The organism is Sorangium sp. So ce426 (genome assembly GCF_051475585.1).
Taxonomy (GTDB): domain Bacteria; phylum Myxococcota_A; class Polyangia; order Polyangiales; family Polyangiaceae; genus Sorangium; species Sorangium cellulosum_B.
On sequence record NZ_CP150341.1, the window covers coordinates 13,125,852 to 13,150,624 of the forward strand.

At 71.7% G+C, this 24,773-nt stretch carries 20 protein-coding genes and 1 pseudogene; 12 read left to right on the forward strand and 9 right to left on the reverse strand.

Annotated elements, in window-relative coordinates:
• Positions 1–159 precede the first annotated feature (159 nt).
• From WMF44_RS49420 to WMF44_RS49440, 5 genes and pseudogenes are all read left to right on the forward strand, one after another.
• A complete protein-coding gene (locus WMF44_RS49420; protein ID WP_437297008.1) occupies positions 160–1,137 on the forward strand; it encodes a hypothetical protein in 978 nt (325 codons plus the stop codon).
• Between the two features lie 412 nt (positions 1,138–1,549).
• Positions 1,550–3,217 carry a cytochrome-c peroxidase gene (locus WMF44_RS49425; protein WP_437297009.1) on the forward strand — a complete coding sequence of 556 codons (1,668 nt, stop codon included), beginning with the start codon at positions 1,550–1,552 and terminating at the stop codon, positions 3,215–3,217.
• 608 nt (positions 3,218–3,825) lie between these two features.
• Positions 3,826–4,128: pseudogene (locus tag WMF44_RS49430) on the forward strand (hypothetical protein); the annotation flags it as partial.
• 244 nt (positions 4,129–4,372) lie between these two features.
• Positions 4,373–5,029 (forward strand): hypothetical protein, encoded by a 657-nt coding sequence (locus WMF44_RS49435; RefSeq protein WP_437297010.1) that lies wholly within the window; start codon positions 4,373–4,375, stop codon positions 5,027–5,029.
• An 85-nt stretch (positions 5,030–5,114) separates the two neighbouring features.
• The gene (locus tag WMF44_RS49440; protein WP_437297011.1) at positions 5,115–5,963 is read left to right on the forward strand and encodes a mechanosensitive ion channel family protein; all 849 of its coding nucleotides are present in this window, start codon (positions 5,115–5,117) and stop codon (positions 5,961–5,963) included.
• A 208-nt stretch (positions 5,964–6,171) separates the two neighbouring features.
• Here the strand turns inward: WMF44_RS49440 and WMF44_RS49445 are convergent, their stop codons facing one another.
• Together WMF44_RS49445 and WMF44_RS49450 are read right to left on the reverse strand one after the other, a co-directional pair.
• Positions 6,172–6,828 (reverse strand): hypothetical protein, encoded by a 657-nt coding sequence (locus WMF44_RS49445; RefSeq protein ID WP_437297012.1) that lies wholly within the window; start codon positions 6,826–6,828, stop codon positions 6,172–6,174.
• 228 nt (positions 6,829–7,056) lie between these two features.
• Positions 7,057–7,986, reverse strand: a complete 930-nt coding sequence (locus WMF44_RS49450; RefSeq protein WP_437297013.1) for an FHA domain-containing protein — start codon at positions 7,984–7,986, stop codon at positions 7,057–7,059.
• Positions 7,987–8,044: 58 nt separating this feature from the next.
• Here WMF44_RS49450 and WMF44_RS49455 point away from each other — a divergent pair, with 58 nt between their 5' ends.
• The 4 genes from WMF44_RS49455 (at position 8,045) to WMF44_RS49470 (ending at position 14,674) form a co-directional block, all read left to right on the forward strand.
• Positions 8,045–10,720, forward strand: coding sequence for a protein kinase domain-containing protein (locus WMF44_RS49455; protein WP_437297014.1), 2,676 nt, complete (start codon positions 8,045–8,047; stop codon positions 10,718–10,720).
• Positions 10,721–10,943: 223 nt separating this feature from the next.
• Entirely contained in the window at positions 10,944–12,716 is a 1,773-nt protein-coding gene (locus WMF44_RS49460; protein ID WP_437297015.1) for a sensor histidine kinase, read from the forward strand.
• A gap of 176 nt (positions 12,717–12,892) precedes the next feature.
• Positions 12,893–13,858, forward strand: coding sequence for a diacylglycerol/lipid kinase family protein (locus tag WMF44_RS49465; RefSeq protein WP_437297016.1), 966 nt, complete (start codon positions 12,893–12,895; stop codon positions 13,856–13,858).
• A 6-nt stretch (positions 13,859–13,864) separates the two neighbouring features.
• Positions 13,865–14,674, forward strand: coding sequence for a metallophosphoesterase family protein (locus WMF44_RS49470; protein ID WP_437297017.1), 810 nt, complete (start codon positions 13,865–13,867; stop codon positions 14,672–14,674).
• Between the two features lie 389 nt (positions 14,675–15,063).
• Here WMF44_RS49470 and xylB read toward each other — a convergent pair whose 3' ends face one another.
• The 7 genes from xylB to WMF44_RS49505 form a co-directional block, all read right to left on the reverse strand.
• Positions 15,064–16,620 (reverse strand): xylulokinase, encoded by a 1,557-nt coding sequence (gene xylB, locus WMF44_RS49475; RefSeq protein ID WP_437297018.1) that lies wholly within the window; start codon positions 16,618–16,620, stop codon positions 15,064–15,066.
• 102 nt (positions 16,621–16,722) lie between these two features.
• A complete protein-coding gene (locus tag WMF44_RS49480; protein WP_437297019.1) occupies positions 16,723–17,733 on the reverse strand; it encodes a zinc-dependent alcohol dehydrogenase family protein in 1,011 nt (336 codons plus the stop codon).
• 153 nt (positions 17,734–17,886) lie between these two features.
• Entirely contained in the window at positions 17,887–18,885 is a 999-nt protein-coding gene (locus tag WMF44_RS49485; RefSeq protein ID WP_437297020.1) for a hypothetical protein, read from the reverse strand.
• Positions 18,886–18,998: 113 nt separating this feature from the next.
• On the reverse strand, positions 18,999–19,664 hold the full coding sequence (locus tag WMF44_RS49490) for an LON peptidase substrate-binding domain-containing protein (protein ID WP_437297021.1): 666 nt from the start codon (positions 19,662–19,664) through the stop codon (positions 18,999–19,001).
• 134 nt (positions 19,665–19,798) lie between these two features.
• On the reverse strand, positions 19,799–20,485 hold the full coding sequence (locus WMF44_RS49495; protein ID WP_012241908.1) for an SDR family NAD(P)-dependent oxidoreductase: 687 nt from the start codon (positions 20,483–20,485) through the stop codon (positions 19,799–19,801).
• Entirely contained in the window at positions 20,482–21,057 is a 576-nt protein-coding gene (gene folE, locus WMF44_RS49500) for a GTP cyclohydrolase I (protein WP_012241909.1), read from the reverse strand. Before folE ends, WMF44_RS49495 begins: the two co-directional genes overlap by 4 nt.
• Positions 21,058–21,068: 11 nt before the next feature.
• A complete protein-coding gene (locus WMF44_RS49505; protein WP_437297022.1) occupies positions 21,069–21,518 on the reverse strand; it encodes a DUF2203 domain-containing protein in 450 nt (149 codons plus the stop codon).
• A gap of 304 nt (positions 21,519–21,822) precedes the next feature.
• Here WMF44_RS49505 and WMF44_RS49510 point away from each other — a divergent pair, with 304 nt between their 5' ends.
• The 3 genes from WMF44_RS49510 (at position 21,823) to WMF44_RS49520 (ending at position 24,721) form a co-directional block, all read left to right on the forward strand.
• Positions 21,823–22,668, forward strand: a complete 846-nt coding sequence (locus WMF44_RS49510; RefSeq protein WP_012241911.1) for an ABC transporter permease — start codon at positions 21,823–21,825, stop codon at positions 22,666–22,668.
• Positions 22,669–22,734: 66 nt separating this feature from the next.
• Positions 22,735–23,829: a polyamine ABC transporter substrate-binding protein gene (locus tag WMF44_RS49515; protein WP_437297023.1), complete on the forward strand. Its 1,095-nt coding sequence runs from the start codon at positions 22,735–22,737 to the stop codon at positions 23,827–23,829.
• A gap of 13 nt (positions 23,830–23,842) precedes the next feature.
• Entirely contained in the window at positions 23,843–24,721 is an 879-nt protein-coding gene (locus WMF44_RS49520) for an ABC transporter permease (protein ID WP_437297024.1), read from the forward strand.
• Positions 24,722–24,773: the final 52 nt, after the last annotated feature.

Here is a 24,773-nt window from a genome sequence, read left to right on the forward strand (position 1 = left end):
CGATGCCGACGGTTCCGCGCCGCGCGCCTGCGCGTCGCCCTCGCGCCTTGTGCCTCGCGCTGTCGCCATCCACGGGCGCGCCTCGGCCGGCGCTCGCAGGCGCCATGGGGCGAGGCGACCCCCTCGACATCCCGGTTCCTGTGCACGTAGCCTGCGCTGATGGCCAAACCTATCTCTCCTCCCGAAGAGACCTATGACAACGACCCCACGCTCGAATCCCTGGCGGAGCGGCTCGGCAAGCCGGAGCCAGGCATCATCGAGGCATTGCTCGACGGCACGACCGAATCCCAGCTCGTCGAGCGAGGGCGGCAGATCGCCTCCTCGCGCGTCTTGACCGATCTGCGCCGCCTCTACGCGACGGCACACGCATGCTGGTCGGGCGCGTCGAAGGACAAGCGGGAGAAGCTGCGCGGCTTCTCGCCGGAGCTGCTCGCGCTCGCGGTCGATCAGGCGCTCGCGCTGGAGCGGCTGCTCGAGGCGCACGAGAGCGCCGGGCAGAAGAAGGACGCGGCGCGCGCCACGACGGACGCGGCGCTGCGGGAGCGGCTCTCGCGCTCGCTGCTCCTGCGCGACCAGGCCTACGAGGTCCTGCGCGGCGTCGCCGGCTCGGGCAAGGAGGCGCGCGCAGAGCTCGCGCAGGCGGTCGGCACCGCGGAAGATCCAGGCGCGCTCGCGCGCGGGCTCACCCAGCTCGCCGCGCTCGGCAAGCGCTACCTCGCCCAGAAGAAGGGCCCCCTCGCCGTGCGCGCCAAGCTGATGCGGCTCGACCAGGACTACGTCGCGCGCCTCGAAGAGACCGCCCAGGAGCTCACCCAGGCGGCGAAGACGGCGGCTGCGCGCCCCGCAGGCCAGAAGGTCACGAGCGGCGATCTCGACCGGGCCGACGGCATCAACCTGATCCTCCTCGAGCAGATCGTGCGGGTGTTCGAGCGCGCGAACGAGCAGGATCCGACCATCCCGCGCCTGGTACCCATCGCGACGCGGCGGCTCTTCAGCCGGAGCACCAGAAAGAAGGCGGCCGAGGCGTCCGGCGGAGGAGGCGGCGCGGCTGGCAGCGGCAGCGCTGGAAATGGCAGCACCGGCGGAGCGCCGCCGGACGAGGAGGATCCGCTCGAAGGCGACGACGCGCCGGCCTGAGCCAGAAACGCCCTGATCGGAACCGAACATCCACCGAGGGCTCAGGCTGCAACCTGGGCCCTCTTCCTTTCGTCACGCCCTCGCCGGCGCCTCGATGGACCATCGCCGCGCGACATCCTTCGCACCTCGCCAGCGAACACCCCTTCTCGCGCCGTCCGCCGGCGCCGCGCCGCGCGCGCAGCTGCCCTGCGATCGCCGCCGTCCAAATCTCGACATCTGCCTGGAATCCTCCTTGCTAAGCTCGCGCGCGCGGCGAACGGAGGAACCCATGCGTCTGCGCCTTTCTCGTTCTCTTGTCGTGGCAGGGCTCTTGTCCACGGGCGTTTTCTCGTCAGCTCTCACGGCGTGCGGCCCGGGGGATCCAACCCCGGTGGCCGGGGCCCCTGTAGGCGACCCTGATCAGGAGATCACGGTGACGGAGGTGCCACCGCCGGCCATCAGCGGCGGAACGCTGATCGTCGCCGGCGACGGTCGCACGGCGGTGGCGGCGGACGCCGACCGCGATCGCGTCTGGATCGTCGATCTCGAGGGCGGCGAGCCGGCGGCCGTCCTGCTGGAGCGGGGTGACGAGCCCGGGCGCCTCGTCGAGGACGCGAGCGGCCGGGTCCACGTGGCGCTCCGGCGCGCCGGCGCGGTGGTGACCCTCGATGTCGAGGCGCGGTCGGTCATCGCGCGCAGAGAGGTCTGCCGCGCGCCGCGCGGGGTCGCCTACGACGCCTCGCTCGACGCCATCCACGTCGCCTGCGCCGGCGGCGAGCTCGTGACGCTCCCGGCCTCCGGCGGCCCCGCCGTCCGGAAGCTCCGCCTCGCCCCCGACCTGCGCGACGTCGTGGTCGAGGGCGACCGGCTCCTCGTCAGCCGCTTCAGGTCCGCGGAGACGCTTGTCGTGGGCCCCGACGGCGCGGTGCTCTCGCGCCGCACGCTCCCCGTCTTCTACTCAAGCGGGTTCGCCAACTCGGAGTATGCGCCGTCCGTGGCCTGGCGCATGGCGCCGCTCGCCGGCGGAGGTGCGCTGATGGTGCACCAGCGCGCGATGTCGTCGAAGGTCACCCTCAGCCCGGGCGGCTATTACCAGTCTGCCGACTGCGACGGGAACATCGTGCACGCCGCGGTCAGCAGGATCGACCCGGCGGACGTTCCTGACACATCGCTCCCCTCGCTGCCCGCGGCAGCGATCCCGAATGTCTCGCTGCCTGTCGACATCGCTGTCGCGCCCGACGGCGCGCGGATGGCCATCGTGGCGGCCGGCAGACACACCGTCGTGAGCGCGACCGTCGACAACCTGGAGCGCGACGGCGAGATGAACGGCTGCAGGCCGGAGGTCACCGCGAACGCGCTGAGCGGGCAGCCTGTCGCCGTGGCCTTCGACGGCCAGGGCGGGATCGTCGTGCAGCTGCGGGAGCCGGCAGCCCTGGAGCTGGTCGGCCGGCGCACCATCGCGCTTCCGGGCGCGAGCGTGAAAGACACCGGCCACGACATGTTCCACCGCCCGCCGAACGGCGTGAGCGCCGTGGCGTGCGCGTCGTGCCACCCCGAAGGGCACGAGGACGGGCGGACGTGGAACTTCGATCCCGTGGGCCTGCGGCGGACGCAGGCGCTGGGCGGCGGCATCCTGAAGACGGCGCCCCTCCACTGGAGCGGCGATCTGCAGGATCTCGCGGGCCTGATGGGGGAGGTGTTCGTTTCCCGCATGGGCGGCCAGCAGCCCGGCGCCCGGCGGCTCGACCTGATGGCCCGTTACATCGACAGCCTGCCCGCCTTCCCGACGTCGGCGCCCGAGGACGGCGCCGCCGTGGCGCGGGGCGAGGTGCTCTTCCATGACAAGCAGGTGGGCTGCGCGGAATGCCACGGCGGCCCGATGCTCACCAACAACCGGAACGAGGAGGTGGGCAAGGGCGAGCGGCTGCAGGTGCCCTCGCTCCTCGGCATCGCCGGGCGCGCCCCGTTCATGCACGACGGCTGCGCGGCGACGCTCCACGATCGCTTCGATCCGCAGTGCGGAGGTGACCGTCACGGCGACATCTCCGGCCTGACCTCGGCGCAGCTGGACGATCTGGTCTCCTACCTCGAGTCGCTCTGAGCCTCCGGCGCGCCGCGATCCTCGCGCGGTACGACCGAGGCGTTCCTCGACATCCGGGGCCGATTGCCACGCTGCGAGCCCCCATCCCCCGGCAGCTAGCTCTACTGCGGGAAGTCGGCCGGGGAAGCGAACCGCCAAGACGCCATAAGACGCCAAGAAAACCGGGGAACAGGGGGGAATGCCCGGACGGCCAGCTTTCCCCTCTCCCCTTGGCGTCCTTGGCGGCTTGGCGGTTTTTCTGCTGATCCGGGGCAACTTCCCGCAGTAGAGCTAGCGGAGCGGAGACACCGCGTGTGACGGGGCGCCCGGCCCGGACGCGCCGCCAGCGGCTGCCGCCGCGCTCTCCGGCGGCACAGCCGTTGCTCGTCCATCGAGACAGGCGCAACCGACGCAACCGACGCAACCGACGTCGCGGCGCGATGGACCCGGGCCACACGCACGGTCTGTCTTTGCCGCACGTTTTCGCACGTTTCCGCGTGTTTTCGCACGTTCCGGCACGTTCACACGTTCGCACGATCTCGCGATTCTCACGCTCTCACGACGGGGCGAGCCGGCGTTTTCGACGAAGCTGCCGACCCGCGAGGTGGAGCAGGCGCAAGGAGGGCACCATGCCTAGAGGCGACAAATCCAGCTACACGACCAAGCAGAAGCGGCAGGCCGAGCACATCGAAGAGGGGTACGAGAAGCGCGGGGTCCCCGAGGAAGAGGCCGAGCGGCGGGCCTGGGCGACCGTCAACAAGATGACCGGCGGGGGGAAGAAGTCCGGATCGGGGGTGGGCAAGCCAGTGAACAAGGAGCCGGCGAAAAAGGGGGGCCGCAAGGGAGGCGCCGCGTCCAAGGCGCGGCCGGCCGCCGCGAGGAGCGCGGCGGCGAAGAAGGCGGCGGCGACCCGCAAGCGGAACGCCGCGGCGAGCGCCGGACGGACCACGGCCGCGAAGAAGGCGCCGGCGAGGGCGAAGAAGAGCGCCGCGTCCAGCGCTCGCTCGCGCAGCTCCTCGGCCACGTCGACCAGCGGCCGCTCCCGCGCCGCGCAGGGCACGGCCCGCCGCGGCGGTGCGGGGGCCTCGCGCAAGACGAGCTCGGGGGCGAGGACCGGAGCGCGGCGCGCCGCGAGCGGGTCCTGACGCCCCGGCGAGAAGAGGAGAGGGGGCGACCATGCACGAACTTCGGAGCAACGGAGCGACGAATGGCGAGGACGGCCTGCTGGGCGACGAGTCCGGGCCGCAGGTAGAGAGCCGGAGGGGGCGCGCGTTCCTCACGACCCTTGTCCGGGAGCTGTTTCAGACGGAGCGCTCGGCGATGATCCACCCGCGGATCGAGGCGGAGCGCCTCGGCGATGTGCCGCCGGCGCGCGCCATGCGGGCGGTCTCGACCCACGCGGAGGCCGCGCTGTCGGAGGTCCGCCCGCTCCTCCGCGAGCGCGGGCTGCCCATCAGCGCGGGCGGCAGCATGGTGGGTGAGGCCTTCTCGGCCTTGCGCGATCACCTCGCCGATCACCTGCTCAGCACCGAGAGGTCCTACCGCGGCACGCTCCTCGGGATGCGGCACGGCGTCGACCTCGTCGAGCTGCTCCAGTACGTCGCGACCGTGGAGGGCGACACGCCCCTCGCCGCGTGGTGCGCGCGCTGGCTGTCGATGCGCAGGCCTCTGGTCGAGGCGGTCGCCGGCGAGCTCGCGTGGTTCGCGGCGCGCCCGATGCGCGCCACGCGGGCGGCGAAGGACGACCTCACCGCCCACCTCCTCCGGGGCCTCGTGAACGGCGTGGAGCTCGCGGCGCAGCGGCTCCGCCGCCTCGTCACGTTCGCGGGTTGACTCCCGCCGGCCGCGCGCGGAGACACCCCGGCGCTGGGCCGCGCGCGGCGTCGCGCGCTGCGTCGAAGCCGAGGAGGATGCGCAGGTGGAGCAGGGGATTCCGACGTGGGGCACGCCGATCGAGCTCCTGGAGAGCCACGGGCCCGGCGTCTCGGGCGCGCTGTTCATCGCGGTCGTCGGGTGGACGGCCGCCGCCTGGGCCGCGCGGAGCGTGCGGTCGCTCGGCAAGAAATGGACGCAGGTCGACGCGACCCTCATCCCCCTGCTGGCCAGCGCAAGTCGGCTCACCCTCTTGACGGTCACCGCCATGGCCGTGCTCGAGCGCTTCGGCGTGGACACGAAGAGCCTGTTCGCCGTGCTCGGCGCCGCGGGTCTGACCGTCGGCCTCGCCCTCAAGGACACGCTGTCGGACGTGGCCGCCGGGCTGGTCTTGCTCGTGCTCCGTCCGTTCGATGTCGGCGACGCGATCGAGGCCGACGGGACCTCCGGCGTCGTCGACGCCATCGACGTGTTCCAGACCAAGCTGACGAGCTTCGATGGCGTCCCGATCACGCTGCCGAACTCCAAGGTCCGGTCCGCCAAGATCCAGAACTTCACCCGGGCGCAGCGCCGGCGCATGGACCTCACGATCGGCGTCAGCGCCACCGCCGACATCGCTCACGCCCTCGCCACGCTGCGGGACGTCCTCTCGAGCGAGCCGCGCGTGCTGCCGGAGCCGGCGCCGTCGGTCGATGTCGTCGAGCTCGCGGACAGGAAGGTCAACCTGCTCGTCCGCGCCTGGACCCTCCCCGCCGACTTCTTCCCGGCGCGGCTCGAGCTCACGCGTCACTTCAAGGAGCGGCTCGACGCGGAGGGGATCGTCGTCCCGATCCCCCAGCGCGAGCTGCATATCCCCCTTCGCGAGCCGGAGCGGCGCTCTGCCCCGCTCCTCTGAGGCGGCGCGCGCGTTCGAGAGGGCCCGGAGGCGACCCCGCCGCGCCGCTCTCGCCCCCTAGAAGACCGATCACGTTGATCGAGCGAGAAGTGAACCGCCAAGGCGCCATAAGACGCCAAGATTATTGTGATTCTCTTGGCGTCGTTGGCGCCTTGGCGGTTCGAATTCTGCTCTCTTCTGGCGGTTTCAACCCGTTTGTCGCTCTAGGTCAGGGCGTGCCCATCAGGAGATAATACCAGGTGCCCACCTCGATGGCGTTCGGGTTCGCCCCGGCCACCCGGGTCAGCGTCCTCGTGAAGATCTTCTTGTTGAACGCGAGGCCGTTGCTCGGCGCCTGCGTCTTCACGTACCAGGCGGCCGCTATCAGGGCCGATGTCTGGATGTCCTGCTCGAACAGGACGCCCATCTTCACCTGGCTGTCGTCGGGGCTCGGCAGCCGGTAAAGGTACCCGGTGCGGGTCCCCGGGACGGTGCGCATCCCCTGCGTCCAGTCGCCCTGCGTCGTGTTCCGGGGGGCCGTGAACTGGTTGCTCGGGCTCACGACGTCCAGGAACGCGTCGAGCGCCGGCGCCGTGAAGCTCGGGATCACCTCGGACGTGAAGGTCAATGTGTTCGAGAAGGTGAGCGTGCTCGCCCACCGCCAGTACTCCGTCTGCGCCTGGAAGGTGAGCTGGCCATTGGAAACACCGTTGACCCCGAGGGTCACGATCCGGACGAGATCCGCGTTCGAGAAGATCCTGAGCCTCACGTCCGGCGGGATCTGGTCGGTCACACCGGAGCTCGGTTTGGCCTTTGCCGGGCTACGCGTCGAGATGGAAGCGCCGGCGGCGGGCGCACCGAACGTTGAGTCTGCATCGTTGCTCATGGTTGCGCTCTCTCCTGGGATGACGATCACGACAGCGTCGATCGCAGCGCGCAGGCCCTGTCCAGCCCGCGCTCCGGCGGCGGCGCGGTCGCGCGTGTGTGTTCACGACGCGCGACCCGCGCGGCCTCACCCGGCGTCGACGAGAGGAAACCTGGATCCTCCCGGCCGCGGCGTCGATGACAGGCGGTCACGCGCGAGGGCGGGCGCGCTCCGTCCGCGGCCCGATGTTCAGTACCGGACCACCTCGACCGCCTCGGTGCCGAGCCGGATCTGCCGCGACGTCGTCCGGCGCTCGACGAGCGAGCCGGCGTCGAGCACGCCCGCGCGGGCGAGCTGCTGGCGGGCGCGGAAGACGTTGACGTTGAGGTGATGGAGGTCGAGCCGCAGCTTGCCGAGCAGGTCATCGACGTAGCGCCACCCGCGCTCGGCCGGGGGCAGCCCGGTCTCCCTGTCGCGCAGCCGGGAGCGCGCCAGCATGAGGAGCAGCTCGTGGTGGGCGCGCGCGGCGAGCTGGATGACCTTTTCCCCCTGCACCAGGGCGACGGCGATGTGCTCCTCGTCGTGGCTCACCTCGAAGCGCAGGACGGTGAGGCCGAGGAGCTTGGGGCTCGCCGCGCTCGACGCGGTCGTCGGCACGGCGGCGTCGAGCGCCTGCGGCGGGACGCGCAGGACCCAGGCGCCGCCGGCCTCGATGCGCTCCTGATCCACGGCCGGGCGCGTGCTCCCGTCGATCTCGATCTGCCAGACGCCGTGCTGATCCTCGAAGAGCGTCACCCGGGGGTCGGCGGCGTCCGGCAGCGCGAGCAGGCCCTCCTCCGCGGGGCGCACCTCGCCGGTGAGCTCGGCCCGCGCGCTCGTGACGGGCGCGCCGGCCTCCTCCACGGTCCAGCGCTCGGCGTCGCCGCCGAACACGAGCTCCGTCCCCGCGTCGAGCGCGAGCCGCTCGGCGGACGTGAGCCGCCGGCCGCCGACGTGCGTGCCGTTCGTGCTGCCGAGGTCGCGGATCCACCAGCGCGCCCCGTCCCAGAACAGGACGGCGTGCTCGCCGGAGGCGCAGCGGTCCCGGAGGCGCACGGCGCAGTCGCGCGCCCGGCCGACCCGCGCGCGCGCCGGGAGCGTCACGCGAACGCCGTGGGCTTCATGCTTCAAGACCGCCATGGATGCAGCGTAAGATGCTGCCGCCGACCACATCAACGGCGTCGAAGGCGAGCCCCCCATGAGCGATCCCGCGGCACTCCTCAGGAAGCTGGCGGGTGAGCTGCACCTGTCTCCCTCGGCATGCGCGGAGATCCAGCGGGCGCTCGCCGAGCACGCCGCGCGCAGCCTCACGGAGGAGCTGCCGGCGACCGTGGTCCGGGACGCGCCGGCGGCGCCGAGAGGCGCGCCGGGCCCCGGCGGGGAGGCGCCGGCGCCGGCGGCGGCCGGGGACGCGCCCGGGCTGACCGGGGACGCATCGGCGGCGGCCGAGCGCCGCCCGAGCGCCGCGCCTCCGGCCGTCCACGCGCCTGTCGCGGCGTGGCCCTGGGACCGTTACGACGATCTCGGGCTCATCGGCCGCGGGGGCATGGGCGAGGTGCGGCGCGTGCGCGATCGCGTGATGGGCCGCGTGCTCGCCATGAAGCTGCTGCGCGTCGAGGGGCAGGACGACGCGGATGGCCGGGCGCGCTTCCTCGACGAGGCGCGCCTCACGGCGTGCCTTCAGCACCCAGGGATCGTCCCTGTCCACGACTGCGGGATGCTCCCGAACGGCCAGCTCTGGTTCACGATGAAGGAGGTCCGCGGCCGCACGCTGAGCGCGCTGATCCGCGCGCTCCACGCCTCGGGCGAGGCGGGCCCCTCGCCCGAGGCGCTGCGCCGCGTGCTCGACGTCTTCGTCCGCGTCTGCGAGGCGGTCGCGTACGCGCACGGCCAGGGCGTCCTCCACCGCGATCTCAAGCCGGACAACGTCATGATCGGCGAGTTCGGCGAGGTCCTCGTGATGGACTGGGGCATCGCCCGCGCGACCGCGCGCGGCGCGCTGGCGGACGCGCTGCCGGACAGCGGCCACCACACGCACGTGGGCCTGGTCCTGGGGACGCCGGTCTACATGCCCCCGGAGCAGGCGCGCGGCGAGGCCGAGCAGCTCGGGCCCACCAGCGACGTGTACGCCCTCGGGGCCGTCCTGTACGAGCTCCTCTGCGGCGAGCCGCCGTTCCGGGGGACGGCGCTGGCCGTGCTGGCGCAGGTGGTCCAGCGGCCGCCCGAGCGGCTCGCCGTCCGGTGCCCCGACCAGATCCCTCGGGATCTCATCGCGATCTGCGAGCGGGCGATGGCGCGCGAGCCGTCTTCGCGTTACGCGAGCGCCGAGGTGCTCGCCGCGGAGATCCGCGGCTTCCTCGACGGCGCCCGCCGCCGCGAGCGGGCGCGCGCTCTCGTCGAGGAGTCGCGCGCGCTGGCGCCGCAGATCGAGGGCCTGCGCGCGCGCGCCCGGGCCCTCCGGGCCGAGGCGAAGGCGGTGCTCGGGCGCCTCGACTCGTTCGCGCCCGCCGCCGAGAAGGCGCAGGGCTGGGCGCTCCAGGACGAGGCGCGCGCGCTCGACCGCGCCGCGGCCCTGGACGAGGCGACCTGGCACCAGAAGCTCCGCGCCGCGCTCAACGAGGCCCCGGACTTCGACGAAGCGCACGCGGCGCTCGCCGACGCCCACCTGGCCGATCTGCGGGCCGCCGAGGAGGCCCGCGACGCCGAGGCCGCGGCGCGCGCCGAGGCGTTCCTCAGGGCGCACGCGCGCGAGCGGCACGCGGTCTTGCTCCGCGGCACCGGGGCCCTCTCGCTGCGGACCGACCCCGAGGGAGCGCAGGTCTGGCTGCTCCGCTACGTCGAGCAGGGGCGCCGGCTTCGCGCCGAGCCCCAGGGCCTCCTCGGTCACACGCCGCTCTGCGAGGTCCCGCTCGCGCGCGGCAGCTACCTGCTCTCGATCCGCGCGCCCGGGTACCGCGAGGCGTTGTACCCCGTGAAGATCGGCCGCGGCGAGCACTGGGACGGCGTGCGTCCGGGCGGCGCGGAGCCGTTCGTCGTGCCCCTCCTGCCCTCGGAGGCGCTCGGCGAAGACGACGTCTACGTGCCGGCGGGCTTCTTCTCGGCCGGCGGAGACCCGCAGGCCGGCGACGGCTTGCCGGCGTGCCGGATCTGGGTCGACGGCTTCGTTGTGCGGCGGCACCCGGTGACGCAGGCCGAGTACCTCGCCTTCCTGAACGACCTGCTCGCGCGCGGGCGCGAGGCGGAGGCCGCGGCGGCGTGCCCGCGCGCGGCCCGCGCGATTGCCGGCAACGTGGACATCCCGCTGTTCGCGCGCGACGGGGACGGGCGCTTCGCGCTCGGCCCGCAGGCGCGCGCGGAGCAGGCGCGGCACCCGGTCGCCTCGGTGGACTGGCGCAGCGCCGTCGCCTACGCGTCCTGGCTGGAGGCGCGCACCGGCGCGCCGTGGCGCCTCGTCGGCGAGCTCGAGCGCGAGAAGGCCGCGCGCGGCGTCGACGGGCGCTTCTTCCCCTGGGGAGACGAGCCCGAGCCGACGTGGGCTTGCATGGTGGGCGGCCGCCCCGGCCCCGCGAGCCCGGCGCCGGTGGACGACCATCCGACGGACGAGGGCCCCCACGGCGCCCGGGGCCTCGCGGGCAACATCCGCGACTGGTGCGCCGAGCTGTGGATGCCCGACGGCCCCACGGTGGTCGACCGCATCGCGCGCCTCAAGCCAGCGGACGCGGCGGCTCCGGGGCTCCGCTCGATCCGCGGGGGTGCGTGGAGCTCCGGGCCCCCCGCGGTGTGCCGCGCGGCAGGTCGCTTTGCCGCGCGCCCGGAGGATCGCTTCAGCGCCGTGGGCTTCCGTCTCGCCCGGCCAGTCGTCGCTGGCGGGTAGCCGGCGGTCGCCGGCGCGCAGGGGGATGCGGTCGTGCGCGGCGACCGGCCGTGTTTGGCTGCTGAGCCCGCATCGCAGCGCTGGCGCCGGGGAACGGCCTGGTATCCGACGGTGACAGACGGTGACAGACGGTGACAGACGGTGACCGACGGCGACCGACGGCGGATGTCGTGTTTGCGCTCGAGCGCTAAGGTCGTGGGGACAGCCTGTGTCCACGAGGTCCATGGAGAACACGGATTCGCGTCAAGAAATTGCGGAGCTCTCCGAAGCGGCCTCGCCCGCGGCGGCAGAGCCCGCTGCGGCGCCCCCGCAGCGCGGCGAGGCGGGGGCTGCGCGGCTCGAACAGGAGCGCCTTGCGCCGCACGAGTCCCCCGCGGACCGCGCGCTGGTCGACGCCTTCTTCCAGGCCACGACCGCGGGGTTGGCGGTGATCGACCGCGATCTCCGCGTGGTGCGGCTCAACCAGGCGCTGGCGGACATCAACGGGATCCCCATCGAGGCGCACCTCGGCAGGACGATCCCCGAGCTTCTCCCGGAGATGAGCGACGCGATCGTCGCCAATCTCCGGCGCGTCCTGGAGACGGGCGAGGCGTTCACCGCCGAGGTGACGGGGACGACGCGGGCGTCGGAGCGACCGCGCTCCTGGCTGGTCAATTACGCGCCTGTGCGGGCGAACGGCGGGCCCGTCATGGGTGTGGGGACGATCGTCCTCGACATCACCGAGCGCAAGCAGACGGAGGACAGGCTCCAGGAAGAAGGGGAGACGCTCGAGCTGCTCAATCGCGCCGGCAAGCAGCTCGCCGCCGAGCTGGATCTGGAGAAGCTCGTGCAGGCGGTGACCGACGCGGCCACCCGCCTGAGCGGCGCCCAGTTCGGCGCGTTCTTTTACAATGTCACGAACGCCGAGGGGAAGAGCTACATGCTCTACACCATCTCTGGCGTGCCCCGAGAGCACTTCTCCGGGTTCGCGATGCCCCGTAATACGGACGTGTTCGCGCCGACCTTCAACGGAGAGGGCGTGGTGCGGCTCGATGATGTCACGAAGGACCCGCGCTACGGGAACAACGCCCCTTACCGCGGGATGCCGAAGGGCCACTTGCCTGTCGTCAGCTACCTTGCCGTGCCGGTGGTCTCCCGTTCGGGGCATGTCATCGGCGGGCTGTTCTTCGGGCACTCCGAGCGGGGTGTCTTCACCGAGCGGGCGGAGAAGCTGGTGGTCGGCCTCGCGGCTCAGGCCGCCATCGCGATGGATAACGCGCACCTGTTCCGGAAGGCGCAGCAGCTCATCCAGGCGCTCGAGCGGAGCAACAACGAGCTCGACCGCTTCGCCTACGTGGCGAGCCACGACCTGAAGGCGCCGCTCCGCGCCATCGCGAACCTCTCGCAGTGGATCGAGGACGATCTCGTGGACAAGGCGACGCCGGAGACGCGCCGGTACATGGAGCTCCTCCGCTCGCGCGTGGTCCGGCTGGAGGCGCTCATCGACGGGATCCTGCGCTACTCGCGCGCTGGACGCCTCCGCGACAAGCCCGAGATCGTGGACGTCCAGAGGCTCCTCGAGGACGTCGTCGCCCTGCTCACGGTCCCTGCGGGCGCGTCGATCGAGGTCGCGATGGGCATGCCGACGCTCCTCGCCGAGCGGATCCCGCTGGAGCAGGTGTTCCTGAACCTGATCGGCAATGCGCTGAAGTATGCCGAGCGCCCCGACGCGCGCGTCGATGTGCGGGGGCGGGCGCAGGGCGATCACTGGGAGTTCTCGGTGAAGGACAACGGACCCGGGATCGACCCGCGATACCACGGGAAGGTATGGGAGATCTTCCAGACCCTGAACGCGCGCGACAACATCGAGGGGACGGGCATCGGGCTCGCGATCGTCCAGAAGATCGTGCTCAGCAAGGGGGGGCGTGTGTGGGTCGAGTCCGAGCAGGGCGCCGGCGCCACGTTCTTCTTCACCTGGCCTCGGATGGAGACCGACGGCGGGCTCGGCATGCGCTGAGGAGCGCGGGCTCTGGCATGGGCGCGCGGCCCGAGGCGAGCGTGGCAATCCGCCACGCTCCGCGCCGCCTGACGGAGCCGGAGCGTCGCGGCCGCTCGCCGCGGGGCGGTGGCGCGCGATCTGCTTTCTCGCTGTCGGGTGGGCATGGGCCCTTGCCCCATGCCGGGAGCGCGACGGTGAAGCATCGATCCATGGCGGTCCTCCTGAACGGCTCCTCCCGGTCGAACCGCGCCGCGGCGCAGCGCGCGCGGCTCGGGGAGCTCCTGAAAGAGAGCGGCCTCGCCGCGGAGGTGCTGTGCGCCGAGAAGGGGCAGCAGCTCGGGGAGCTCGCCCGCCGTGTGGCGCGGGGGCCTTGCGAGCTCGTCGTGGCCGGCGGCGGCGACGGGACGGTGAACACCGTCGCTGCCGCGATCGCCGGCACGGACAAGACGATGGGTGTTCTTCCGCTCGGCACGGTGAACCATTTCGCCAAGCACCTCGGGGTTCCGCTGTCCCTCGAGGGCGCCGTGCGCACGCTCGTCGAGGGGCGGCGCGTCCGGGTCGATGTCGGCGAGGTCAACGGCCGGGTCTTCGTGAACAACTCGACGTTAGGGATCTATCCGGGCATCGTGCGCGCCCGCGAGGCGCTCCGGAAGCGGCGTGGGCTCAACAAGTGGATGGCCCTGGCGCTGTCGACCGTCTCCGGGATCCGGCGGCACGAGCGCGTCCGTCTCCGGCTCGTCCTGGATGGGCAGGAGGTCGAGCTGGAGACGCCGTTCGTGTTCGTCGCGAACAACGATTTCAAGCTTGGCGACGTGGACATCGGCCGCCAGCGCCCGCCGTGCTCGGGTGAGCTCGGCGTCTGCGTGGCGCACGCGGAGAGCCGCCTCTCCACGCTCAAGCTCATCGCCAGCGCCGTCGTCGGGCGCATTCATCAATCGAACGATTTCAGTATCCTGCGAACGACGGAGCTCCGGGTGGAGGCGCCCCACCGCCGCCTCCATGTGGCCGCGGACGGCGAGGTCCTCAGGATGGCGCCGCCGCTGTGTTATCGTGTGCGGCCTGCAGCGCTGCGCGTCATCGTGCCGCTGTCGTCCGAGCTCCGCGCGGGCTCGCGACCGCAGGAGGATCGATCGGGCCGCGTCGCCGCGCTGGGGGGATGAGGCGCCGTGCGCACGCTCGTGCACCTGTCGGATCTGCACTTCGGCCGCGTCGACAGGGCCATCCTCCGCCCGCTGATCGACAGGATAGGGGGGCTCGAGCCGCACGTGGTCGTGATCTCCGGCGATCTGACCCAGCGGGCGCGCGACGCCGAGTTCGCCGAGGCGCGCGCCTTCCTCGACGCGCTGCCCTCGCCGCGGATCGTGGTGCCTGGCAACCACGATGTCCCGCTCTACAACCTGTTCGACCGGTTCTTCCGCCCGCTCGACAGGTACCGGAGCCACATCACGGACGACCTCTCGCCGTTCCACCTCGACGCGGAGATCGCCGTCCTGGGCATCAACACAGCGCGCTCGCTGACCATCAAGGACGGGCGCATCAACGCGCGGCAGGTCGAGGGGATCAAGGCGAGGATGTGCGATCTAGGGCCCGGGATCACGAAGATCGTGGTCACGCACCACCCGTTCGATCTGCCGGAGAACTCGCCGCACAGGATCGTCGGGCGCGCGAGGCAGGCGATGGCGGCGATCGCGGGCTGCGGCGTCGACGTCATCCTGTCGGGGCACCTGCACATGAGCCACACGGGGCACTCCGCGGAGCGCTTCGAGGTCGGCGGCCACTCCTCGCTCATCATCCAGGCCGGCACGGCCACCTCGACGCGGGGGCGCGGGGAGCGGAACGCGTTCAACGTGATCCGCGTCGATGGGCGGAGGATCGATATCGAGCGGAACCTCTGGCTGCCGGACAGCAGCGTCTTCGAGATCGCGAGGGCGGAGCATTTCGAGGAGACGGCGCGGGGCTGGGTGCGGGCGGCGTAGGCTCGGCGCGTCACCCTCCTCGCGAGGACGCCGGCAAGCTTGTGCTGGGGAGGCAAGTGCCAGCCTGTCTAGTGGATCCGTCAAGTGAGAGGTAGGCGCCCAGCGCGGGGGTTCTCCGCGCGGGGTGAGGGATGGGCCGATGTCTCTCTGGTCTGTCTGTTGGCTCAGTCAAGTGAGCGGTAGGCGCCCGGAGAGGGGGTTCTCCGCGCGGGGTGGGGGATGGGCCGATGTTTGAGCCTGAGTCATCCCTCCTCCGGCTCCGCCGGAGGAGGGATGACTCAGGCGAGTTCGGCGGGGCCCCCACCCCGCGCGGAGAACCCCCTCTCCGGGCGCCGGGCGACCCGGCAAGCCCTCACGCCCACCGTAGCCGCCCGGCTCCCCTCACCCCATCACGCCAGCCGCCCGAGCTCCCGGAACCGTCCGCGCAGGTCGTTGTAGAGCCCCCGGTACACCGCGTGGATCTCCCGGTACCGCGCCGAGCGCGCCGCGTCCGGCGCGACCCGCGACACGACATGGACGAACGCGTCCGCCGCCTCCTCGACCGACGAGAACAGCCCCGCGCCCGCCGCGCCGAGCAGCGCCGCGCCGTAGGCCGGACCCTCGGTCGACGTCGTGATCGCCACCGGCGCCTCGAAGACGTCGGCCATCAGCTGGCGCCAGAACGGGCTCCGCGCCCCGCCGCCGGTCAGGCGGATCTCGTCGATCGAGACCGCCGCCGCGCCGCTCGTCTGGCCCACGCCGCGCATCAGGTCCAGCGAGTCCGCGAGCCCGAACGTGATGCCCTCCAGCACCGCGCGCGAGAGATCGGCCTTCGTCGTGCGGGCGCTCAGCCCCACGAACGCGCCGCGCGCCGCCGCGTCGTTGTGCGGCGTGCGCTCGCCCATCAGGTACGGCAGGAAGACGACGCCGCCCGCGCCCGGGCGCGCCGTCGACGCCGTGTCCGAGATGATCTCGTACGGATCGACCTTGCGGAGCTCGGCCGCCATGCGCTCCCCGTCGCCGAGGACGTCGCGGTACCAGCGGAGCGCGCCGCCGGCGGCGAGCATCACCCCCATCAGGTAGAAGCGGCCCGGGACCGCGTGGCAGAAGCTGTGGAGCCGCATCTCGGGCTCCACGATCCACGAGTCGGTGTGCGCCAGGATCACGCCGCTCGTGCCGACCGACGCCATCGCCCGGCCGGGGCGCACGATGCCGAGCCCCACCGCGCCCGCCGCGTTGTCCGCGGCGCCCCGCACGACGGGGATGCCCGCCGGCAGCCCCGTCGCGGCCGCGACCTCGGCCGTCAGCTGGCCGAGCGGCGCGTTCGAGGGCGCCGACCGCGGGAACACCGCGCGCGGGACGCCGACCGCCGAGAGGAGCTCGGCGCTGAACGAGCGATCCCCGGGCGAGAACGCCAGCGTGCCGCTCGCGTCGCTGTCGTCCGTCCCGAGCTCGCCCGTCAGCCGCAAGCCGACGAAATCCTTCGGCATGAGCACCGCGCGGACGCGGGCGAACGCCTCGGGCTCGTTCGCCCGCAGCCAGAGCAGCTTCGGCAGCGTGAACCCCTCGAGCGCGCGGTTGCCGACCAGCCGCGCGAGCCCCGCGTCGCCGACCTTCGGGTTCGCGCGGATGGCCTCACACTCGGCCGTGGTGCGCGTGTCGCACCACAGGATCGCAGGCCGGATGACCGCCTGCGCCTCGTCCAGCAAGACCGCCGAGTGCATCTGCCCCGTCAGCCCGATCGCGCGCACGTCGTCGCGGCGCGGGCCGAGGGAGCGGGCGAGCTCGCCGAGGGCGCTCAGCGCCGCCGCGGCGAAGTCCTCGGGATCCTGCTCGGCCCACCCGGCGTGCGGCGTGGAGAGCGGGTATTCGCGGTGCGCCGACGCGACCGCCGCGCCGCGCTCCGTTTCGACTGCGATGGCCTTGAGGCCGCTGGTCCCGACGTCGATTCCGATCACGATGGCCATGGAAAGCGTCCTTTTTGCAGTTTCGTCTACTTCGGTGATCTTCGTAACGACTCTTAACTAATCGAGAAAAACGTAAGCTTTGTGAGCGCGCAGGCCGCGCGGCTAGAACACGACCTGGAGCTTCATGGGCGCGGTGCCCTTCTTCATCATCTCGAGGCCGCGCGGGAGCTCCTCGACCGGCATCGCCTCGGAGAGGAGCTTCTTCACGTCGACCGCGCCGCGCTCCATCAGCTTGAACGCCCGGTCGTACGTCCGCCGGATCGCGAAGCTGCCGATGATCTCGAGATCGCGCCGGTAGATCTCGAACGGCGAGACCTCGACCTTGTCCTGCGGCCCACACACGCCGAACACGAGGTACCGGCCGCCGTTCTTGACGTACTGGACCGAGTCGCCGAGCACCCGGGCGATGCCCGTCGCGTCGATCACGACGTCGAAGCCGTAGGGCGCGATCTTCTTGAGCTTCGCCTGGAGCGCGTTGTCGGCGAGCACCACCTCGGTCGCGCCGTGCTGGCGGGCGAGGTCGAGCTTCGACTCGACGACGTCGACGACGGTGACCGCGGCGGCGCCGTTCGCGAGGCTCGCCTGGAGGTGGAGCTGGCCGATCGGGCCGGCGCCGAGGACGAGGACCTCCGAGCCGATCTCGATGCGCGCGCGATCCTGCCCGAAGACGACGCACGCGAGCGGCTCGCAGAAGGCGGCCTCGCTGAACGAGACGCGCTCGAAGCGATAACAGTTCTTCGCGGGGACCCGGACGAGCTCGGCGAAGCCGCCGTCGCGCGTCACGCCGACCGCGTTCCACTTCAGGCAGTGGTTCTGCCGGTTGATCATGCAGAAGTGGCACTCTTCGCAGGTCACCGTCGGGTCGACCATCACCCGATCGCCGGGCCGGAGGCCCTCGACCTCGTCGCCCACGGCCGCCACCTCGCCGGCGAGCTCGTGCCCGGGGATCAGCGGGAAGGTCGGGAAGAAATCGCCCTCCCAGATGTGCACGTCGGTGCCGCAGATGCCGCACGCCTTCGCGCGGACGAGGACGTCGCGCGGGCCGATCTGCGGCGGGGCGACGTCATGGCGAACGGCGATCCTCTTCACGGCTTCGAGCACGGCAGCCTTCATGCGAGACCCTCCTTGGGAAGGTCGCATAAGCGGGCCAGCGCCGCGCGTCGAGGGTCGAGGGCCGCCGGCCGCGCCCGCGCCGCGTCGCAGAGCGCCGGGGACCGCCCCGCGCAGCGCCGCACGACGTCGCGCAGGGCGGCCTGACGCGGGATGTCAGGACTTCGTGGCCGGCTTGGACGGGGAGATCGTGCGCCAGAGGAACGCGTAGACGTCCATCAGATCGCGCGGGGCGAGGCCGCGCTCGCGCAGGCGCCGCTCGAGCTCGCGCGCCAGCGATTGCATCCGGGCATACCCCTCGGCGCTCGGCGCGCGATCGTAGGCGAGATCGAAGCCGAGCACGGCGGCCTGCTTCTCGTAGAAGGAGGGCTTCACGAAGACGTGCTCGCCCGGGTAGACGAGCGCGCCGAGGATCGTGACGAGCGGCCACGTGACGACCTTGGCCGCGGCGAGCACGCCGGCCAGCCGGTCGAAGCGCGCGGCGTAGTCGCCCGCGCCATAGAGGAGATCCACGACCGCCTCGGCGTAGGCGCGGTGGTGCTCGGCCGGCATCTTGTTGAAGGGGATGAGATCGCCGAGGGGGTGCAGGAGGCCGGTCGCGGCCTTGTGGACCTTGGTGATCCGCTCCATGAAATCGTTCAGGTTGCCCGCCGCGAGCAGCGCCTCGAGCTCGCCCTTGGCGAGGAGCGCGCGCGCGGTCTCGATGGCGCCCTGCTTGAAGGCCTTGCTCTTCTTCTTCCCCCCGCTCGCCGGGCCCTCGGCCCCCTCGCCCCCGGCGGCGCCTCGTTCCTCGGCGATGAACTGCGGACCCCCGAACCCACCCTCGAACTGCGACTCGAAGCTCGCGACCTGCTCGTCGAAGCTCGTGACCGGCGGCGCGACGACGCGGGCGCGCTGCTTCTTGGCGGCGGCCGACGGCCGGTCACGGAGACCGCGGATCCTGGCCTCGAGCGCGCTCGCCTCGTCGTCGCCGAGCTGCACCGGCTCGAGCTTCGACCAGAAAGCCTTGGCGATGGAGTGATTGAGGCCATCCTCGAAATCGTAGAAGCGCTTTTCGTCGCGCTCCTCGACGAGGTATCCGAGTCCCCATTGGGGACACCCCGGGTGCTTGACGATGATCGGGGCCGAGGGTTCCGTTGAACGAGAGGTCGCCATAGGCGGCGCAGCCTACTCGATCTTGGGACGACCGCATCCGCCCCGGAGCCCCTTCTGGACCCGTGTTCAGGTGCGCCGCGCGGGCCCATGCGGGCAGGCCGGCGCTTCGGGTCTCAGTTGACGTCGCGCGCCGCCGAGGCGAGCGCGAGCTGCTGGAGCGCGAGCGCCTCGGTCACGCGGCGCACCCGCGCGACGACGTCGCGGGTCTCCAGCGCCGCCTGCCGCTCCCGCGCGTCGAGGATGAGGTGGTGGGCGCAGAGATCCGCGACGAGCGACGTGGCCGCGTCGCGCGGCAGCCGGAACTCGAAATTGCTGTCCCGATCCCGGACGAGCGCCGCGAACGAGGCCGCGGTGGAGATGAGCGCGGCGTGATCCTGGGCCGGGACCTCCCCGGGCTCGTCCTCGAGGACCGTCGCCGCGGCCGTGCGGTACGGCGGCACGAACGGGCGCTCCGCCAGGCGGACCCGGGCGCGGCCCCGCAGCATGATGTTGTAGCGGCCCCCGGGCAGCTCGGCGTGATCGATGATCTCGCCGGCGCCGGCCACCTGCGCGATGGCCGGGTGGCCGTGCGCGTCGATCGCGCGGGGGTCCGTGATGAGGACGACGGAGAGGATGCGGTGCGTCCCGAGGGCGTCGCGCACGAGCGCCCGGTAACGCGGCTCGAAGATGTGGAGCGGCAGCAGGGCGCCGGGGAAGAGCACCGTCTGCGGCAGCGGGAACAGCGGCAGGTCGGGCAATGCCGCACTGAGGTCGCCCGGGCGCGGAGGCGTCGTGTCCACGGGCCGCAGGGTAGCACGCGGGGGGTGGGGTGTGGCGGCGCCACGCACATGCACATCGGGCTCGGCGGTCCGCTGTCGCCGGCCCGCGTTCTGGCGCGCGTCCGCGCGTCCGCGGAGGCGAGCGCGGCGCGCCGTCAGCCGAACATCTCGATGGCCGAGCCGGTGACGGCGTCGGGGGCGTCGAGCGCGGCGTACACGAGGAGCCGCGCCACCTCGTCGGCGCTCATCTGCGGGGGGAACCCGCTCCCGACGAGCATGTCGGTGTCGACCGAGCCGGGGAGCACGGCGACGGACTGGAGCCCCGTCCCGCGCAGCTCCTCGGCCAGGCTCTTCGAGAGGCCGATGAGGCCCCACTTGGACGCGGCGTACGAGGCGTTGCCGGGGCACGCGAGGGTCGAGGAGATGCTGCCGACGTGGACGAGGCGGCCGCGCCCCTGCTTCAGCATGGCCGGGAGGAACGCGCGCGAGATGAGGAAGGGGCCGCGGAGGTTGACCGCGATCACCTCGTCCCAGGCGGCGGGCGCGGTCTCGTGGACCTTCGCGCCGCGGCTCACGATGCCGGCGTTGTTCACGACGACGCGGGGCGCGCCGAGCCACGCCACCACCTCGGCGGAGGCGCGCGCCACCTGCTCCTCGGAGGCGACGTCGCAGGGGACCGGGAGCGCGGCGACGTCGAGGCGGCGGACCTCGTCGGTGACCTCGTCGAGGCGCGGGCTCGGCGGGCCGAGCAGCGCGATGGAGAGGCCGCGGCGCGCGAGCGCGAGCGCCGTCGCCCGGCCGATCCCGCGGCTCGGCCCGGTGACGACCGCGACGTCGGTCACGCCCTCCCCCCGGAGAGCGCGGCGAGGGCGAGATCGCGCTCGGGGCCTGGCTCGGCGAGCTCGCCGGCGGCGGCGACGGTCTCGATGAGGGCGCCCGCCTTGCGCTCGCCGCGGGCGATGAGGCACGTGTGCGTCAGCGTGAGCTTGCACAGCGCGCCGCGCGCGCCGAGCTCGCGGACCAGGAGCTCGACGAGCTGCCCGCCGATGCGCTCCTGCAGCGTCAGCCGCCGCGCGAGCGCGTCGAGGACGTGCGCGAGCGTCCCGATGCCGGCGACCCGCGCGCCCGGCAGGTAGACGATGATGCCTGTGCCGTGCCCCGGCAGCAGGTGGTGCGGGCACATCGTGGTCACGGCGAGATCGCGGGCGACGACGAGGCCGCGCTCGAAGGGGCCTGTCTCCATGGCGCCCTCGCGGAGCACCGCGGCCGCGTCGATGGCCTCGCCTTCTATCAGGTCGTCGGCCCACGCGTCGGCGACCCGCTCGCCCGTGCCCGCGAGGTCCCCCTCGACGTCGCGCCCGAGGGCGCGGAGGAACTCCTCGATAGCCCACGCCGCTCTCTTCCGATCGATCACTGGGGGCCTCGTCAGTTGAGCAGCTGCCGGCGCCTCTCGGCGGTGATCGGCTTGCGCCCGGCGTAGCCGGCCTCGAGCCCGTGGTAGTGCTCCACGGCCGGCTCGCCGTAGCGCCAGCAGAGCCAGACGAGGGCGCCGTCGAGGCGCCCGTAGAAGTCGCAGAGGCCGATCCGCTGGTCCTTCACGACGACCCCGAGCGCCTCGATCTCCTGCCACCCGGACTCGTACGCGGCGATCTTCTGCGAGAGCTCGCGCTCGCGGGCACGCGCCTGCTCGCTGCCGTTGCGCGCCATCTCGATGAGCTGATCCGGCGTCGCGGCCGGGCTCTGCACGGCCTGCACGAGCTCCTGCCAGCAGCGCTCGATGTCGCTCGCCAGGGCGAGCTGCCGGCCGATCATCGACGAGAGCCGCGGGACGAGCGCGTTCGCTTCTTCGATCGTCCAGATGCGGGAGGTGCTCACGGGACCTCACCTGAAGGGCGGCGCGACGACCCGGTCATGCAGGGCCGGTAAGCGGAGGAGAGTGCGGTGTCAAGGGCTTCTACGGAAGGAGCCGCACCCGCCGCATGCTGCACGCGCCCGCCGCACGCAGCGCGCGCGCTCGGCCGGGCGTGCGGCCGGTGCAGGCGCGCCCTCGCGAACGACAGCCAGCGTGGCCGCGATCACCTGCGTCGCGCCCTTCCTCTCCACTCGGCAATGGGTTGCGCGCGGCGTTCTGCAAGCGATAAGCTCGCGCGGCGATCCTGTCGGGTTGCGAGGCCGCCGCATGCGACTCCGGACGATGTCGGGCATCAAGCTGTCGAATTGGCTCCTTGGCGGCTGGAGCGGGCTCGTCCTCCTCTACCTGTATCTGCCGATCCTGCTCCTCGTCGCCTACTCGTTCAACGACTCGCGGATGAGCGTGGTGTGGGAGGGGTTCACCTTCAAATGGTATCGGCAGCTCTTCGATGAGCTCGTCGCCCACCTGGGCGACGAGCGGCGGTCGCCGCTCATCGAGTCGCTGAGCAACAGCGTGATCATCGCCGCGATCACGACGGCGTTCTCGGTCGCCCTCGGCACGGCGGGCGCCTTCCTGCTCTACCGGTACAGGTTCCCCGCGCTCCGGTCGATCACGACGCTGATCTTCATTCCGATGATCATCCCGGAGATCATCATGGGGATCAGCCTGCTCATCTTCTTCAAGACGGTGGAGCTCGATCTCGGCTTCACGACGGTCATCATCTCGCACGTCACCTTCTGTTTCCCGTTCGTGCTGATCGCCGTCCAGGCGCGGCTCGCGGGGCTCGATCCGTCGCTCGAGGAGGCCGCCCTGGACCTCGGGGCGACGCCGCTCAAGGCGTTCTTCCTGATCATGGTGCCTTACCTTCTGCCCGCGATCATCTCCGGTGCGCTGATGTCGTTCACGCTGTCGATGGACGAGCTCATCGTCACCTACTTCACCCGCGGGCCCAAGTCCGAGACCTTGCCGATCAAGGTGTTCGGCATGGCGAAGGTCGGTCTGAACCCGATGCTGAACACGATCTCGACGGTGTTCATCGCAGCGACCGCGATGCTCGTCGTGGTCGCCGAGTCGCTGAAGGGCACCGCGCGGCGGCTCCCCGACGAGGGCTGAAGGGGAGCGGCGCGCGGCGCGAACGCGGGGGCCTGCGCCGGCGCAGGCGAGACAAGGAAAAGGCCAATGAAACGCATCTCAGCGCTCTTGATACTGATGTTCGTCCCGCTCCTCTGCCTCCTCGGCTGCGGGAAGAAGGAGAGCCCGGCGCCGCAGCAGGCGGCCGGCTCGGGGAGCGCCGCGGCGCCCGAGCCGAAGCCCGGCGACGAGCTCAACCTCTTCGGGTGGTCCGAGTACGTCCCGCAGGAGGTCCTGGACGGCTTCACGAAGGAGACGGGGATCAAGGTCAACTACGAGACCTTCGCCTCGAACGAGGAGATGCTGTCGAAGCTCCTCGCGGGGAGCACCCGGTACGACCTCATCCAGCCGTCGGAGTACGCGGTCGAGGCGCTCATCCGGCAGAAGAAGCTGCAGCTGCTCGACCAATCGCGCATCCCGAACCTGAAGAACATCGCGCCCGCGTTCAGGAACCAGCCGCACGACCCGGAGCTCAAGTACTCGGTCCCGTGGATGGGCACGGTCGTGGGCATCGTCGTCAACACCCAGAAGGTGAAGGAGCCCGTGAAGGGCTTCAAGGACGTGTTCCAGCCGAAGTACAAGGGGCGCATCGTGGCCCTGAACGACAACCGGGAGATGGTCTCCTGGGTCATGGTGACGATGGGGATGAACCCCAACGACGTCACGCCCGAGAGCCTCGCGAAGGTCAAGCCGACCCTGGCGGAGTGGATCAAGCTCGTGAAGGTGTTCGACTCCGACAGCCCGAAGACGGCGCTGCTCAACGGCGACGTCGACATCGGCGTCGTCTGGAGCGGGGAGGCGGCCCTGCTCTACCAGGAGGACAAGGACAAGTTCCAGTTCGTCCTGCCGCAGGAGGGGACGCACAAGGCGATCGACAGCCTGGTGATCCCCGACAGCGCACAGAACAAGATCGGCGCGGAGATGTTCATGAACTACATCCTCCGTCCGGAGGTCAGCAAGATCATCTCGGACAAGTTCCCCTACACGAACCCGAACGCGGAGGCGCGCAAGCTGCTCACGCCGGAGCAGCTCGCGAACCCGGCGAGCTACCCGCCGCTCGCGGGGATGGAGACGTTCCACGACATCGGCAAGGTGGCCGCGGACGTGGACAAGCTGGTGACCGACCTCAAGGCGTCGCAGTGAGCGGCGGGGCGTCATGAACACGGCCACCGGGCAGGTCGTCGAGCTCCAGGGCGCCCGGCGGAGGCCGGGCGTCCGCGGGTGGCTGCTGCTCGCCCCGCTCCTGCTCTGGCTCTTCGCCTTCGTCGTGGCGCCCACCGCGATCATGCTCGTCTACAGCTTCTGCGAGCGGGACGAGCTCGGGCAGGTGGTCTTCGAGCTCTCGCTGTCGAGCTACGCCCGGGTCTTCGACCCGACCTACCTCAAGATCCTGCTGAGCTCGATCAAGTACGCCGCCATCACCACGGCGATCTGCCTCGTCGCCGGCTATCCGGTGGCGTACTTCATCGGGCGGGCGAGGGAGGGCGTCCGGAACCGGCTGCTCATGCTGGTGATGGTGCCGTTCTGGACGAGCTTCCTCATCCGGACCTATGCGTGGATGTCGATCCTCAAGTCGGAGGGGCTGCTCAACGGGCTCCTCCTCTACCTGCGGATCATCTCGACCCCCCTCGACATCATGTACACGCCGACGGCGGTGGTCATCGGCCTCGTCTACTCGTATCTGCCGTTCATGATCCTGCCCATCTACGGGAGCGTCGAGAAGCTCGACAACGCCCTGATCGAGGCGGCGTTCGATCTCGGCGCGGGGCCCGTGTCCGCGTTCTCGCACGTCATCGTCCCGCTCACCCGCCCGGGCATCCTCGCGGGCGTCCTGCTCGTGTTCATCCCGGCGCTCGGGATGTTCGCGATCACGGATCTCATGGGGGGATCGCGCGTGCCGATGATCGGCAACGTCATCCAGAACCAGTTCGGTCAGGCGCGCGACTGGCCCTTCGGCGCCGCGCTCGGCATGGCGCTCCTGCTCCTGTTCTCGCTCTTCTTCCTGCTCGGCCTGCGCAAGGAGCCGGAGGCCTGATGCGGCGCCGTCGCGCGGGGTGGCCCAGCGCCGCTCGCCTTCGCCTCTTCCG